We start from the raw sequence: 15,749 nt of genomic DNA, 5'->3' as shown, positions 1-15,749 counted from the left end.
TGGCGTGGACCCGGGGCGCTACTCCTTCTTCGAAGAAGTCGAGTCAGGGAGGTTCAGCTCGGCACGCGTCGCGGCCTGGACGCGGCGGGCCTGCCGGGGCCGGGCCACCAGCGGCGGAGGCGCGGCGGGTGCACCGGGCTGCTGGAGTGTCTCCAGGTGCTTCGCCAAGGCGCCGAGCGTGGGGTGCTCGAAGAGGACGCGGAGTGACACGTCCACCTTGCAGGATTCCTGGATGCGCGCCACCACCTGGACGGCCTTCATCGACTGGCCTCCCAGGTCGAAGAAGTTGTCACGCGCGCCGACCTGCTCCACCGCGAGGACGTCGCGCCAGATGGCCGCGAGCTGGACTTCCGTGGGCGTTCGCGGCGCCTCGTAGGCCGCCGAGGCGCGCTGGTTCGCTGACGGCGCGGGGAGCGACTTGCGGTCCAGCTTGCCGTTGGCCGTCCGGGGGAAGGACTCCAGCGTCACGAAGTGGCTCGGCAGCATGTACGCCGGCAGGTGAGAGGCCAGGTGCTGGCGGATCGTCAGCGCATCGAGAGCGGGCTCGGCGCCGGGGCGCACATAGGCGACCAGCTCCGCGTGGCCCGACACGTCCCACAGCTTCACAGCGGCTTCCAGGACGCCAGGCACCTGCGCCAGCCGGGCTTCAATCTCTCCCAGTTCGATGCGATAGCCGCGCAGCTTCACCTGTCCATCGCCGCGGCCCAGGTACTCCAGCGTGCCGTCTGGCAGCGCGCGCACCAGGTCACCCGTGGCGTAGAGCCGCCCGCCCGGTACCTGTCCGAAGGGATCCGGCACGAAGCGCTCCGCCGTCAGGTCCGGACGGTGGAGGTAGCCCTGCGCCACGCCGTGCCCGCCGATGTACAGCGCGCCCGTCACGCCCATGGGCACCGGCTGCATGGCCGCGTCCAGCACGTACACCTGCGTGTTGCCAATGGGGCGGCCCAGCGTGATGCGGCGTCCCGGCTCCAGGCGCGTGGTGGTGGACCAGATGGTCGTCTCCGTGGGGCCGTACATGTTCCACAGGGACGCGCCGCGCGAGCACAGCGGTTCGACGAGCTCGGAGGGAATCGCCTCTCCACCGCAGAGGAGCTTCAGCGTGGGGCTGCCTTTCCACCCCAGCGTCAGCAGCATCCGCCACGTGGAAGGCGTTGCCTGCATCACCGTGGCGCCGCTCTCCACCAGCGCCCGCATCAGCCGGGTGCCATCCACGGCCGTCTCGCTGCTGGCGATGACGACGTTGCCGCCCACGCTCAGGGGCAGGAAGAGCTCCAGCACGGAGATGTCGAAGGCCACCGTCGTCACGGCGAACAGCGTGTCCTGGTCGGTCATCCCAGGCGCCCGCTGCATGGACGCCATGAAGTTGACGACCGCGGCGTGCGGCACGGCCACGCCCTTCGGACAGCCCGTGGAGCCGGACGTGTAGAGCACGTAGGCCAGGTTCGTGCCCGCGAGCGTCACCTGGGGCAGCGTCGTGGGGGCGCCGGAGGCCTCGGCCAGCACCATGCGCTTGCCGCGATAGGCGGGGACCTGCGCGGCCAGCTCCGGCTCCGTCAGCAGCAGTGAGACGCCGCTGTCATCCAGGATGTGCGCCAGCCGGTCCGGCGGATACAGCGGGTCCAGCGGCACATACGCCGCGCCCGCCTTCAGGATGCCGAGCAAACCCACGAGCAGCTCCACCGAGCGCTCCAGGAAGATGCCCACGCGGTGCCCCGGCTCCACGCCGAGCTGGCGCAGGTGGTTCGCCAGCCGGTTGGCCTGTTCATCCAGCTCCCGGTAGGTCAAGGCGCGCGACTCGAAGCGCACGGCGGTGGCGTCCGGACGGCGCGCGGCCTGCCGTTCAAAGAGGCCGTGGAGGCTGCCGGGCAGGGGCAGGTCGAGCGCGGTGTCGTTCCACTCCCGCAGCAGTCGCAGGCGGTCCGGCCCGGTCAGCAGGGGCAGGTCGTTCACGGACCGGGTGGGGTTCTCCGCGATGGCCGCGAGCAGGGTGAGGAGGTGGCCGGACATCCGCTCGACGGTGGTCGTATCGAACAGGTCGGTGTTGTAGTTCAGCTCGCTGACCAGCCCCTGCGCCGTCTCCGCCATCGACAGGGAGAGGTCGAACTGCGTGGTGCCGCTCTCGAACTCCAACTGCTCCAGCGTGAGGCCGGACAGCGAGAGGACCTCGGACGGCGTGTTCTGGAGCGTGAACAGCACCTGGAACAGCGGGGAGTAGCTCGGGTCGCGCGCGGGCTGGAGTGCTTCGACCAGCTGCTCGAAGGGCAGCGTTTGATGCGCGTAGGCGCTCAGCGTGTCCTGGCGCACGCGGGCCAGCAGCTCTGAGAACGGACGCGCGCCGTCCACCTGGAGCCGTAGCGGCAGTGAGTTGACGAAGAGGCCGATGAGGGGCTCCGTCTGGGGCACCCGGTTGGCGATGGGCGTGCCGATGACGAGCTCCTCCTGCCGGCTGCTTCGGGACAGGAGCACGCCGAACGCGGACAGCAGCGTCATGAACAGCGTGGCCTCTGACTCGCGGCTCCGCTGCTTGAGCCGGGCAGTCAGCTCCGCCGGCACGGTGAAGCGATGGGTCGCACCGTGGAAGCGCTGGTTCGCGGGGCGCGGCCGGTCGGTGGGTAGCTCCAGCAGCGCAGGGGCGCCGGCCAGGTGGTCGCGCCACCAGGAGAGGTGCGGCTGGAGGTCGCCACGGGTGGCGCGCTCCTGCTGCCAGCGCGCGAAGTCACCGTACTGAAGGGTGGGTTCGGGAAGGGGAGAAGGCTCGCCCGTGCTGAACGCGCGGTAGAGCGCCGCCAGTTCGCGGATGAGGACGCCCAGGGACCAGCCGTCGCAGGCGACGTGATGGAGCGTGAGCAGCAGTACGTGCTCGCGTGGGTCCAACCGCAGCAGAGACAGCCGCAGGGGCAGGTCTCGCGACAGGTCGAAGGGGCGCCCCGCCTCCTCCGTCGCACGCCGCCGGACCTCGGCCTGTCGCGCGTCGGCGGGGAGGTGCTGGAGGTCCACCTCGGGCATCGTCACGGACGCGGGCGGCAAGACGCGCTGGAAGGGCTGGCCCTGGTGCTGCCCGTAGCTCGTGCGCAGCACCTCGTGACGGCGGACGATTTCGTCCAGGCTCCGCTGAAGCGCCGCGATGTCCAGGGCGCCTTCGAGCCGCAGCGCCGCGGGCATGTTGTACGCGCCGCTGGGGCCCTGGAACTGCTCCAGGAACCACATGCGCTGCTGGCCGGACGACAGCGGCAGCGCTCCATCGCGAGGGCCGGCGGGGATGAGGTCCGCGGCGCCCTGGAGTGACTGGCCCACCTGCTGGAGGAAGGAGACCAGCTCCTCCTTGCGGGACTTCATCTCTCCGAGCAGGTCGGGCGTCATCACGCCCGGAGGGGCGTTGAAGCGCAGGCGCTCGCCTTCCATCCACAGCCGTACGTCTTGCTGGCGCAGCCGGGTCAACAGTCCGTCGATTGTGTTCACAGCTCCCCCTCTTCACGGCTCGCGCCGCTGACGCTGGTGTCCTCGGCTGCACGTGACGCCCACAGGATGGTGTCCACGTGCTCCGCGAGCCCGGCGATGGTCGTCTGCTTGAAGAGCCGCTCCAGCGGCAGCTCCACCTTGAGCGCGTCCCGCAGTCGCGAGGCCACCTGCGTGGCCAGCAGCGAGTCACCGCCCAGTTCGAAGAAGTCGTCGTGGATGCCCACGCGAGGCAGGCGCAGGGCCTTCATCCACACCTCCGCCAGCGTCTGCTCGGTGGGCGTGCGCGGTGCGACGAAGGGCCGCGTGGGCGCGCTGGCCTCCGGGTCGGGCGCGGGCAGCGCCTTGCGGTCCAGCTTCCCGCTGGCCGTCAGAGGCATGGCCTCCATGACGACGAAGAAGGCGGGGACCATGTAGTCCGGCAGCTTCTCCAGCAGGAACTGGCGGAGCGCGACAGGGGTCACGCTGCCCCGCGCGGAGGGCACCACGTAGGCCACCAGCCGCTTGTCATGTCCGGCCAGCGCGCCCGGCTCCTCGCGGACCGTGACGACCACTTCCTGGACGTGCTCGTGCGCGCTCAGCGCGGACTCGATTTCTCCCAGCTCGATTCGGAAGCCGCGCACCTTCACCTGGTGGTCGCTGCGTCCCAGGAACTCGAGCGTGCCGTCAGGCCGGTAGCGGACCAGGTCTCCGGTTCGGTAGAGGCGCGCCGCCGGGTCGTCGCTGAACGGGTCCGGGACGAAGCGCTGCGCGGTGAGCTCCGGGCGGTGGAGGTAGCCCGCCGCGACCAGCGGTCCGCCGATGTGCAGCTCGCCTGCCACACCGATGGGCACGGGCGCGCCATGCCGATCCAGCACGTAGCAGGGGCGGTTCGACAGCGGCCGACCGATGGGGACGCGCGTGGCGCTCCAGCCCTTGGGAATGTCAAAGGTGGTCGCGGTGATGAGCGTCTCAGTGGGGCCGTAGGCATTGAGCGTGCGGACGTTGCCCAGCGGGCCGTGCTGCCACAGCTCCAGCACCTTGGGCAGCACGGTGTCGCCGCCGATGATGACCAGACGCAAGTCATGGGCACCGATGGTTGGCGGCGATTCGGCCCAGCTCTGCGTGAGCTGCTGCCAGTACGCCGTGGGGAAGTTCATCACCGACAGCCGCTGTTCGACGACGCGGCGGGCCAGCTCCTCGGGCGTCCAGACCTGGTTGCCGCGCAGGACCAGCGTGGCGCCCGTCATGAACGTCGGGAGAATCTGCTCCAGGGACGCGTCGAAGTTGAACGAGGCGAACTGCAACACGCGGTCGCGCTCGGTCAACTCGAAGTGGAGCTGCATGTCCTGGAAGTGCACCGCCATCTGGCCGTGGCTGATGACGACGCCCTTGGGCTCACCCGTGGAACCGGAGGTGTAGATGACGTAGGCGGGGGACGTGGCCGTCGCGGAGTTGGGCGGGTTCTCCGTGGGGCGAGACGCCAGCGTGACGGCGTCCGTGTCCAGGTGGACGACCTTCGCGGTGTGCGCAGGCAGCCGCTCCGCGAGGGACTGCTTCGTCACCAGCACGGCCGCGCGCGCGTCGTCCAGCAGGAAGCGCAGCCGCTCCACCGGGTGTGTAGGGTCCAGCGGCACGTAGGCGCCACCGGCCTTGAGGATGGCCAGCAACGTCACCAGCATCTCCGGCGAGCGGTCGATGAAGGCGCCCACCAGCACGCCCGGTCCGACACCCAGGCCGCGCAGGTGGTGCGCGAGCTGGTTCGCGCGCCGGTTGAAGTCGGCGTAGGTGATGCACTGGCCGTCCAGTTCCACCGCGTGCACGCCGGGCCTCGCGGCGGCCTGCTGTTCGATGAACTGGTGAGTGAGCAGATCCTCCCGGTAGCCCACCTGGTTCTGGTTCCACGCCACCAGGACCTTGCGGCGCTCGGCCGGGGTGAGCATCGGCAGGTCGGCGACGCGCGCTTCCGGCTGCTTGAGCGCGCCTGACAGCAGCGTGCGGAAGCCCTGAGCCCAGCGGGCCAGCGTCGCCGCTTCGAACAGGTCGGTGTTGTAGTCGAAGTCGAGGACGAGTCCGTCCTCGGCGTCGATGACGTTCAGGCTCAGGTCGAAGGCGGCGTAGCGCACGGGCTGCGGGACGAAGTGCGTCCGAAGGCCGTCCATCTGGAGGTTCCCCAGGGGGCGCTCCAGGTTGAACGTGACGCTGACGAGCGGGGTGTGGCTCGTGCTGCGCGGCAGTCCCAGGCGCTTGATGAGCAGGGCGAAGGGGTAGTCCTGGTGCTCATACGCCTCCCAGAGCACTTGCTTGAGGCCCTGGACGTAGTCGGAGAACGTCTGCTCGCCCTGAACGTGACTGGCGATGGGCAGCAGGTGCGAGCAGTAGCCCACCAGCCCCTCGCTGCCCTCCATTCCCCGGCCCGCGGTGGGGATGCCCACCAGGACGTCGTCCTGGCCCGTCAGGCGGTGGAGGAACGTGGTGTAGACGGAGAGCAGCAGCATGAAGAGCGTGGACTGCTGCTGCGCCGCCGCCTCCCGCAGGGACTGGGTGGTGGCGCGGTCCAGTCGCAGCGTCTGCCGGGCACCCTGATAGCTGCGGTGCGCGGGGCGGCCATGGTCGATGGGTAGCTCCAGCGCGGGCAGCGTCTCCACGCGTCGGCTCAGCCAGAAGCGCTCGTGGGCCGTCTGCTCCTTGGTTCCGGCCTGCTGCTGGAGCCACTGCACGTACTCGCCCCACTGCATCGCGGGTGGAGGCGGGGTGCTCTTGCCTCCCCGGAGCTCGGTATAGCGCGCGGCAATCTCGCGGACGATGACGCCCAGCGACCAGCCGTCCACCGCGACGTGGTGCGCGGTGAGGACGAGGACGTGCTCCTGGGCACCCAGCTTCAGCAGGTTGGCGCGGAAGGGCGCACCGCGGTGCAGGTCGAACGGCGTGTTGCTCTCCTGCTCGTACCAGGCGGAGAGGCGCTCGGCCTGCTCCAGCGCGGGCAGGGGGGAGAGGTCGTGCAGCGCCAGGGAGAGCGCCAGCGAAGCGGCCGCGGTCTGCTGCTCGCCGGACTCGTGGACGTGGATGCGCAGGGCTTCATGCCGGTCGACGACGTGCTGGATGGCGCGTTGGAGCACCTCGGGCTGGAGCACGCCTTCGAGCCGCAGGCTCATCGACAGGTTGTAGGAGATAGAGCCGCCAGCGTTCATCTGGGCGAGCACCCACAGTTGCCGCTGCGCCTCCGTCATCGGCAGCGTGCGCGCTTCCACGCGGGTGGGCTCGGGCGGTTTGGTGCGCGGCCAGAATCCGCCCGCGCGCATGTCCGTCACCGTCTCGGTGACGGCGCGGACGATGGTGTCGAGGTCCTCGTCCGAGTGCGCGGTGGAGAGCATGCACGTGCGCCCCTCCCAGATGTAGATGCCGCGCTGGATGAGGTGGCAGAAGAACAGGTCCATCTCCAGCGACTGGTACAGGTAGCTGGTGTTGCCCGCGGCGGAGAAGCGCAGCACCGAGCCGCCGTGGACCGCCTCGATGGGCGCCTGCTCGCGCTGGAAGATGTCGTTGAGACGAGCAACCAGCCCCGCGGCACGGCGGCTCAGATTCTCCTGGAGCGCTGGCCCCTGGGTCTTGAGGTGGCTCAGCGTGGCCACCGTGGTCGCCATGGTCAGCGGGTGCTTGCAGAACGTGCCCGCGGAGAAGGTCGTCTCGACAGCGGGGTAGGACGCGTCACCGTAGTTCCAGTCGCCTCCGTCGATGCGGTCCACGAATCCGCCGCGGTCCGCGACGGCGCCAATGGCCATGCCGCCACCGAGCACCTTGCCGTAGGTGACCAGGTCCGCCTCGATGCCGTACCACGCCTGGGCGCCACCCGGATGGAGCCGGAAGCCGGTGATGACCTCGTCGAAGATGAGGGGCACGCCTGCTTCACGCGTCATCGTCCGCAACGCCTGGAGGAAGGCCCGTGGCTGGAGATTGGGACGGCGGCTCTGCACGGGTTCGACGAGGACGCCCGCCAGCTCGTGAAGGTGCTCGCGGATGAGCTCCAGCGTGCGGTCCTCGCCGTAGGGCAGTACGAGGACGTCCTCGACGACCTTGGGAGACACGCCCGCCGCCATGGGCAGCGACTGGGGCTCGCCGTTGACCATGCGCCCCACCACCAGCGTGCCGTCGGAGTGGCCGTGGTAGGAGCCGGTGAACATCACGATTTTCGTGCGACCCGTCGCGGCGCGCGCCAGCCGGAGCGCCGTCATCACCGCCTCCGTGCCGGAGTTGCAGAAGGTGACGCGCTTCATCCCGGTCAGCTCGCAGAGCAGCTCCGCGGCTTGCCCGCCCAGGTCCGACTGGGGGCCCAACTCCATGCCCTCCGCCAGACGTCGTTGCAGCGCCTCCATGATGAAGGGCGGGTTGTGACCGAACAGGTGCACCCCGAAGCCCATGGAGAAGTCGATGTACTCGTTGCCGTCCGCGTCCCAGAGCCGCGAGCCCTTCGAACGCACGCTGACGATGGGGTAGCAGACCTCCTTCAGCTCGGCGCGGAAGTTCATCAGCCACCGCACGTCGCTCCACTTCGACCGGTAGCGGACGGCTGCTTCCTTCGAGCGCTTCGTGCGCGCGGTGTACTTCGCGATGAGCGCGTCGAGGTGACGCTGCTGTACCGCGGGGAGCTCGCGCTCGGGCGTGCCGGACTTGGGCCCCGCGCCAAAGGGTGACGCGCCTCCAGCCTTCGCGGCGTTCGTGGGCACTGCCTTGGGGGCGGGGGCTTCCTGCTCCGCGACGGGAAGCTGCAGCGGCGCAGCGGGACGTCCGCCCAGGAGCGCGAGCTGCTGCGCCATGAGCTGCAACTGCTGCTGGATGAGCTGCTCGACGGCGCTTCCCGGACGCGCGGAGGGCATGTTCGCGGCGGCGGGAGGCGCGCTCATGGGGAGCGGCGCGGGAACGCTCGTCGCGGCTGGCGCGGAGCTCAGGGCGAAGCTCGCGGGCAGCATCTGGTCGAGGTGGCTCGCCAGTGCGTCCAGCGTCGTCAGTTCCTCGAAGAGCTGACGGATGGCCAGCTTCACGCCGAAGCGCTTCTCCACGTTGCGGATGGCGTCCAGCAACACGAGGGAGTCGGCGCCCATCTCCAGGAAGGACATGCGCGGGTCGAGCTTCTCGGGAGGTGCCTGGAGCAGCAATGCGACGACCGCGCGGAGCTCCGTGAGGATTCGCTCCTGGCGTGACACGACGGGCGCTGCGGCAGAGGTCTGGGTCATCATCGTCGGGCTGTGGGCAGGGGAGGGGAGCGCGGAGTCCAGCAAGTACCTCTGGCGCTCGAAGGGATAGGTGGGCAGCGGGACACGCCGTCGCGGACGGTCCGCGTCCACTGCGCTCCATGGGACGGCGACGCCGCGCGTGTACAGCGCACCGAGGCTGTCGAGCAGCGTCTCCCAGGCATCCTGCTGACGCCGCAGGCTGGAGAGCCACAGGCTCGCGCTCTCGGGAACGCAACGCTTCGCCATGCCGAGCAGCGTGTCGTGCGGGCCCATCTCGATGAACAGCGCGGGGCCCGCCTGCGTCAGCGTCTGGAGGCTCTTGAAGAACTGGACAGGAACGCGCGCGTGCCGTCGCCAGTAGGCGGCGTCGGGGGCCTGAGACATCCGCTCGCCCGTGACGTTCGAGATGAGCGGGAGCCGCGGCGCATGGGCGGGCAGGACGCGGGCTACCTGCTCGAAGCCATCGAGCATCGGCTCCAGCAGCGGCGAGTGGAACGCGTGGGAGACGGTGAGCGGTCGCGACTCGACACCTTGCGCCTGTAGCGCCGCGGTGATGCGCTGGACCGCTTCGCGCTCACCGGAGATGACGACGTGCCTTGGCCCGTTGATGGCGGCGACGTCCACCAGGTGCTCGCTCTCCAACGCCATGCGCACCGTGGCTTCATCCGTCAGGACAGCCGCCATGGCTCCGTTCTGGGGCAGTGCCTGGATGAGCCGGCTGCGCGTGGCCAGCAGGGCCAGCGCCTCCTCCAGCCCAAGCGCGCCCGCCGCGTGCGCGGCCGTGAATTCGCCCACGCTGTGGCCCATGACGGCGTCGGGCACCACGCCCCACGAACGCCACAGCTCCGTCAGGGCATGGCCCAGCGCGAACAACGCCGGCTGGGTGTAGCGCGTCTGGTGGATGAGCTGCGCGGTGGCGTCTGTCGTCGGAAACAGCACCGAGAGCAGCGGGACATCCAGGTGTGGACGGAGAAGCGCATCGCAGCGCTCCAGGGCTTCACGGAAGACGGGCGCGCTGTCGAACAGCTGCCGTCCCATGCCGGGGTACTGGGTGCCCTGGCCGGGATACAGGAAGACGATTCGCGGCACGGCGCCACGCTGCACCTCGCCCTGATGCAGCCTGGGCACGGCGTGCCCTTGGGCGAAGGACTCGAGCCGCGACGCCAGCTCCGCATGGGAGTTCGCGGTGAGCGCGAGCCGATGCGGCCACGCATTGCGGCCGGTGTTCGCGGTGAAGCAGACATCCGCCAGCGCGGGGGCGTTCGGCCGTAGCAGGTGCTCCTGGTACTGCCGGGCCAGGTTCCGCAGGGCCGCATCGCTCCGGGCCGACAGCGTCAGGACGTGGCTGTCGCGCTCGGGGACGCGAGGTGCATCTGCGGGGCGCGGCGGAGGCTCGCTCAGGATGACGTGGGCGTTGGTTCCACCGAAGCCGAAGGCGCTGACTCCCGCGACACGCGCGCCGGGCGCTTGGGGCCAAGGCTCCCGGCGGGTTGGAATCGGGAATCGGGACGCGTCCAAGGCGATGTGCGGGTTGAGCGCGCGCAGGTGGACCTGCGGCGGAATCTCGCCGTGATTCAGGGCCAGCACCGTCTTCATCAACCCCGCGATGCCGGCCGCCGCTTCCAGGTGGCCGATGTTGCTCTTCGCCGAGCCGATGAAGCAGCGCTGCTCCGCCGTCCCCCCCGGAGACAGCACGGCGCTCAGGGCCGCCAGCTCAATCGGGTCGCCCAGCGGCGTCCCCGTGCCGTGGGCTTCGATGTAGCCAATCTGTACTGGCGACAGGCGGGCCTGACGGAGGGCTTGCTGGATGACGTCCTGCTGCGCGGCGCCGCTGGGCGCGGTGAGCCCGTTGCTGAGTCCGTCATGATTCACGGCCGAGCCGCGGATGACGGCCAGGATGGGCGCGCCCGAGGCCAGCGCGTCCGACAGGCGCTGAAGGACGACGATGCCGCAGCCCTCCGAGCGCACGTAACCATCGGCCGACGCGTCGAACGTCTTGCAACGTCCATCCGCCGCCATCATCCCCGCCTGCGAGAAGGCGATGGTGAGCTCGGGCGACAGGATGATGTTGACGCCGCCCGCCATCGCCAGGTCGCACTCGCGGCCGCGGAGGCTCTGACAGGCCAGGTGCACCGCGACGAGTGAGGATGAGCACGCGGTGTCCACGGCCATGCTCGGACCGCGCAAGCCCAACACGTACGACAGCCGGTTGGCCGCGATGCTGTGCGCGTTGCCAGTGCCCGCGTACGCATCCAACAAGGCGCGGTCGCCGAACTGCCGCTGCGCGTAGTCGCTGGTGCTGATGCCGACGAAGACGCCCGTGCGACTGCCCTGGAGTCCCTGCGGTGCCTGTCCCGCGCGCTCCAGCGCCTCCCACGCGACTTCCAGGAGCAGGCGCTGCTGCGGATCCATCCGCACGGCTTCGCGAGGCGAGATGCCGAAGAAGAGCGGATCGAACGCGCCGACATCTTCGAGGAAGCCGCCCCATCGCGTGTTCATCGTCGCGGGCGTGGACGCGTCCGGCGCGTAGAGGCTCGCCGCGTCCCAACGGTCCGCGGGAACTTCGGTGATGGCATCCCCGCCGCGCTGGAGCAGCGCCCAGAATGCCTCTGGCGTCGGGGCTCCCGGGAAGCGACACCCCAGCGACACCACCGCGATGGCGTCGTCCTGCGCGGCCTCGGTGACGGGCGTCGCGGGCGCATGCGCTACGGGTTCGGTGCCACGGGCGAGCGCCTGGCTGAGCGCGTCGATGGTGGGGTGCTCCCACAGGATGGTGGGCGACACGTCGCGGCCCAGCCAGTCCGCCAACTCACCCGACAAGAACACCGCGTCCTTCGACGTCAGCCCGTAGCGAACGAAGGGTTCCTGGAGGTCGACCTCTTCGGGCGTGAGCTCGGCGGACTCGGCGACGTAGGCCCGAAGCCACGCCGCGATTTCATCGCGCGTGCGGTCTCCGGACACACCGGAGACCAGAGGGGAATCCACAGGGGCCTGTGAGACACCGAAGGATGACTTCATGGAAAATCACGGACCTGGAGTGTAATCCTGCAGATCTGGATTATTATGAAATCGTTTTGAATCCGACTAGTCTTGACGGAGTTCCGAGGTAAATTTCTGGTGCCAGCGCTCAGGCAGGGGTTGGCGCTTTCCAGGTGGGGTCTCGGCGCCAGGAGTCAGGGCTGACTCACCGCTGTGACGACAGGTGCTTGCAGATGGCGTTCAGCGAGTTCGAGTGCTGGTCCGAATCAGGCCAGTTGGATTGCGTGGCGGTGTTCCGGCCCGCGGCGCTGGACGTCACCAGCGCGGAGGAGGTGGCGGCGGTCGGCTTCATGCGGCCTGTCACGCGCAGTGAGGCGGAGGACGCCTTTGGCCGCCTGCGGGACACGCTGACGCGTCTCGGCTGCCAGACGATTGACCTGTGGGAGCTGCTACCGGAGCGCGAGCGCGCGGTGAGCGACACCACGGTGAACCGGGTGTTTGTCCGCGATACCGCGGCGGTGCTCGGGCGTCAGTTGGTGACGGGCACTGCGGCCTTTCCCGTGCGGCTGGCGGAGTTCGACGTGGCGCACCGCGCGCTGTCCCAGCTCCAGCCGGACCTGTCGAGCGACGAGGGCGCGACGTCCGCGCGCATCGAGTTCGGGGACGTCTTCGTGCTCGACGCGGAGCGGTTGCTGGTCAACGTGGGGCTGCGCAGCGACGCGCGGGCGCTTCAACCCTTCCTGGAGCTGGCGTGGCGTTCAGGCTTCCGCGAGGCCGCCGTCGTCCGCATCCCGGAGAACCTGGGCATCATCCACCTGGATCTGGCCTTCAACGTGCTTGGGCCGCAGGCGGTGGTGGCGCGGGCCTTTCTTCGCCACACGCCCATCCAGGTGTTCGCACAGGGGGTGGCGCCGCACTGGGAGCCCTTTGACGGCTACTTCGCCCAGCGGGGCCGCCGCGTCATCCCCTTCGAGCCGAAAGGGGAGAGCGGCTTCATGTCGAACTTCATCTACGTGGGGCCCAACCTGATTCTCGCCTCGGAGAGCGCCTCGGTGGGCCTTCGTCCTTTGGCGAAGGTGGCCGGCATCGAGGTGGCGAGCGTCGACATCGAGGCGCTGGAGCGAGGCAACGGCAGCGTCCGGTGTCTTACGATGCCCCTGCGCCGGCGCGCGGTGTAGCGAAGGACCGCCGGCGATTCGCGCTCAGGAAGGGCGGTTCACCGTGGGCGCGTGGGGCATGTCGCCTTCGCGCTCGTAGTAGAGGCTCGCGCAGCCCTGCTCGTAGACCACGAGCACCCTGTCACTTTCCTCCAACAGGTCGGAGACCTTCTCCGTGGTCTTGCGGACGAGTACGTCGAACCTACCCGGGCGCTGTTTGTTTCCGGCCCGGACTGTCACGACTGGCATGCGGGGTTCAGCTCCTTGTGCCCCGCGGTGAGCGGTTCCGGGAGGACATCCCCGGCCTGGGCCCATCCGAAGGTAACAAAGGCGCGTCATAACCAAACGAACAGTCCGTTGACAAGCGGGCCGCGCCATGGCGGGAAGAGGCTCCCATGCTCCGCAAGCTCCCCGTTCTGCTGGTTGGTGTTCTTGGTCTGGCCTCTTCCGCGGGCGCGCAGGAGGCGCGGCGGCCTCCTGAGCACCGCTCTCCGACGCCCGCCTGGGCGCCTCGCGGCGTGCTTCTGGGGGTCAGCGCCCAGGATGGCCTGGTGGCCTCCCAGACGAAGGTGCAGTGGCAGTTCACCTTCTACCAGGACCGCAAGGACGCCTTCGCCTTGCTGCTGGAGGGCAGTCTGTCGTGGGGGCTCGCGTTCCCCGATGCCGAGGAGGGCAAGGCGCAGAACGCGGTCCGCTCATTCTACCAGCACAGCCCGCAGGTGGGTGTGGGCTACCGGAACCACCTGCCCGGCCAGGTGCACTGGGGCTTCCAGGTCACCGGCGGTCCCGTCTTCTACGGCGCGGACTTCGACGGTGGGCTGGAGAAGGACCGGCGCGTGGCGGGCCTCATCGAGGGCCGCGTCCACCTGGGCTACCAGTTCGGGGACATCGCCGGTGGGCTCGCTGTGGGGTATGCCGAGGTATTTGGCTACAAGCGCCGCAGCCTTGCCCGCTTCTTCGTAGGTGGCCCGATGGTCGGGTTGTTCGTGGATTGGCGCTAGGCTTTGCGTAGAGTGCGGCTTGCGAGCACCCTGTTCGCACGCCGCGTATGCCCGAGCCGCTCAGTGCCCATGTGTCGCGATACCTCCGCAACCGAGAAGTCTTCGAGCGGAACCTGCCAGCCGCGCTGCTCGTCTTCACTCCAGCGACGGAGGAAGACCGCGGCGGGGACGGGGAGGAGTACCGTCTGAAGACGGTGACGAACGCGGGGAACCCCACGCTGGGGGCCAGCGGGCCCTTGGTGTTTCCCGTCGTGAAATCGCGGACGAACGCCTTCGGGCGGGGCATCACCGTGGGGCGGACGGGCAACAACGACGTGGTCCTGGACGACGGGAGCGTGTCCCGGTTCCACGCCTGGTTCAGCCGGGAGGAAGGCCATGCGGGCTTCCTGCTGACGGACGCCGGGTCCAAGAATGGCTCCTGGGCGGGGGGCGTCCGCCTCGTGCCCCGGAAGGCCGTTCCGGTGGCGGATGGAGCTCGGTTGCGCTTCGGCCAGGTGGAGGTCGGGTTCTACACGACCAGCGGTTTTGTGCGGATGCTGGCCGTGAGGATGGCTCCCTGAGCCTTGCCACGTCTTCGTGGGCCTGCGTAACGTGCGGAGTCGCCCTCTGTCACACACGGGAGTGTTCGCGGTGGCCTTGACCACAGAAGCTTTTGGACTGACCGACGTCGGCCGCAAGCGGCAGCACAACGAAGACGCGATGCTGGTGGATGCGGCGCTCGGTCTCTACGTGGTGGCTGACGGCATGGGCGGTCACGCGGCCGGCGAGGTCGCGAGCAACCGGGCCACGGAGGTCGTCAAGCAGCACATCTCCGCCAACCGCCATCTGTTGAAGGACCTGGGTATCAACCCGACGCCGGACAGCCGCTCCGCGGCGGCGGCGCTCGTCGAGGTGGCCGTCCAGCGCGCGTGCGCGGACATCTACCGGACGGCGATGTCGGACGCGACCAAGCGCGGCATGGGCACGACGTTCGTGTGCCTCGCGGTGGGCGGCAACAAGGGCGTCATCGGCCACGTGGGTGACAGCCGTGTCTACCTGGTGCGGCATGGCCAGTGTCACCGGCTGACGGAGGACCACACGCTGGTCGCCGCGCAGCTCAAGGCCGGCACGATTACCAAGGACCAGGCCGCCAACTCGCAGTACCGCAACGTGATTACCCGCGCGGTGGGCATCCAGGAGTCCGTCCAGGTCGACACGCTCATCGTGGACCTGGTGCCCGGGGACATGTTCATCCTCTGCTCGGACGGCCTGCACGGCTATGTCGAGGACGAGGAGGTCCTTCCGCTCATCGCTGGCATCGCGCCCGCGGACCTGCCCAAGCGCTTCATCGACGTCGCCAACGAGCGCGGAGGCAAGGACAACATCACCGCGGTGGTGGTGAAGGTCGCGGGCGAAGGCTCCAGCGTCAGCGAGGAGTCGAGCGAAGCGCAGTCGCGCATGGAGGCGCTGCGCAAGATTCCGCTCTTCCGTCACCTCACCTACAAGGAGCAGACGGCGGTGCTGTCCATCGCGACCACGCGCACGTATCCCGCGGGGCGTGAAATCGTGGTGGAGGGGCAGCCGGGCGAGGAGCTCTTCGTCGTCATCCGGGGCCGGGTGGCCATCGAGAAGAACGGCGTGGAGATCGCCGAGCTGCGCGCGGGGGGCCACTTCGGAGAGATGGGGCTCATCGACAACGCGCCGCGTTCAGCGACGGTGCGGGCGACGGAGCCCACACGCACCATGGTCATCTCGCGGCCGGACCTGATGGGCCTGATGAAGCGCGAGTCCATCCTCGCGGTGAAGATGCTCTGGAGCTTCGTCCAGGTGCTCAGCGACCGGCTTCGCGCCACCAACTCGGAGCTCAGCGAGGCACGGCAGGAACTGGCCGTGGCCCAGGCGATTGCTCCGTTCGCCGAGGAGTAGGAGGACGCGTCATGGCCCCTCGTCGACCGAAGTCGCTTCGT

General features: G+C 69.3%; 7 protein-coding genes. 4 read left to right on the top strand and 3 right to left on the bottom strand.

Annotated features, from left to right (window positions below):
- Positions 1 to 18 precede the first annotated feature (18 nt).
- Together BLU09_RS18260 and BLU09_RS18255 are read right to left on the bottom strand one after the other, a co-directional pair.
- The gene (locus BLU09_RS18260; protein ID WP_090490815.1) at positions 19 to 3,459 is read right to left on the bottom strand and encodes a non-ribosomal peptide synthetase; all 3,441 of its coding nucleotides are present in this window, start codon (positions 3,457 to 3,459) and stop codon (positions 19 to 21) included.
- A complete protein-coding gene (locus BLU09_RS18255) occupies positions 3,456 to 11,684 on the bottom strand; it encodes a hybrid non-ribosomal peptide synthetase/type I polyketide synthase (RefSeq protein WP_090490814.1) in 8,229 nt (2,742 codons plus the stop codon). Before BLU09_RS18255 ends, BLU09_RS18260 begins: the two co-directional genes overlap by 4 nt.
- Positions 11,685 to 11,878: 194 nt before the next feature.
- Here BLU09_RS18255 and BLU09_RS18250 point away from each other — a divergent pair, with 194 nt between their 5' ends.
- Positions 11,879 to 12,823, top strand: coding sequence for an arginine deiminase family protein (locus tag BLU09_RS18250; RefSeq protein WP_090490890.1), 945 nt, complete (start codon positions 11,879 to 11,881; stop codon positions 12,821 to 12,823).
- Between the two features lie 24 nt (positions 12,824 to 12,847).
- On the opposite strand, the gene BLU09_RS18245 is transcribed toward BLU09_RS18250, so the two are convergent.
- The gene (locus BLU09_RS18245; protein WP_090490813.1) at positions 12,848 to 13,051 is read right to left on the bottom strand and encodes a hypothetical protein; all 204 of its coding nucleotides are present in this window, start codon (positions 13,049 to 13,051) and stop codon (positions 12,848 to 12,850) included.
- Positions 13,052 to 13,197: 146 nt separating this feature from the next.
- Here BLU09_RS18245 and BLU09_RS18240 point away from each other — a divergent pair, with 146 nt between their 5' ends.
- From BLU09_RS18240 to BLU09_RS18230, 3 genes are all read left to right on the top strand, one after another.
- A complete protein-coding gene (locus BLU09_RS18240) occupies positions 13,198 to 13,803 on the top strand; it encodes a hypothetical protein (RefSeq protein ID WP_090490812.1) in 606 nt (201 codons plus the stop codon).
- Positions 13,804 to 13,850: 47 nt separating this feature from the next.
- Entirely contained in the window at positions 13,851 to 14,363 is a 513-nt protein-coding gene (locus tag BLU09_RS18235) for an FHA domain-containing protein (protein ID WP_090490811.1), read from the top strand.
- A gap of 61 nt (positions 14,364 to 14,424) precedes the next feature.
- On the top strand, positions 14,425 to 15,708 hold the full coding sequence (locus BLU09_RS18230; RefSeq protein WP_090490810.1) for a Stp1/IreP family PP2C-type Ser/Thr phosphatase: 1,284 nt from the start codon (positions 14,425 to 14,427) through the stop codon (positions 15,706 to 15,708).
- Positions 15,709 to 15,749: the final 41 nt, after the last annotated feature.

It is taken from the genome of Myxococcus virescens, assembly GCF_900101905.1.
In the GTDB taxonomy this organism is placed as follows: Bacteria; Myxococcota; Myxococcia; order Myxococcales; family Myxococcaceae; genus Myxococcus; species Myxococcus virescens.
This window is presented reverse-complemented; position numbering and strand designations above follow the sequence as displayed.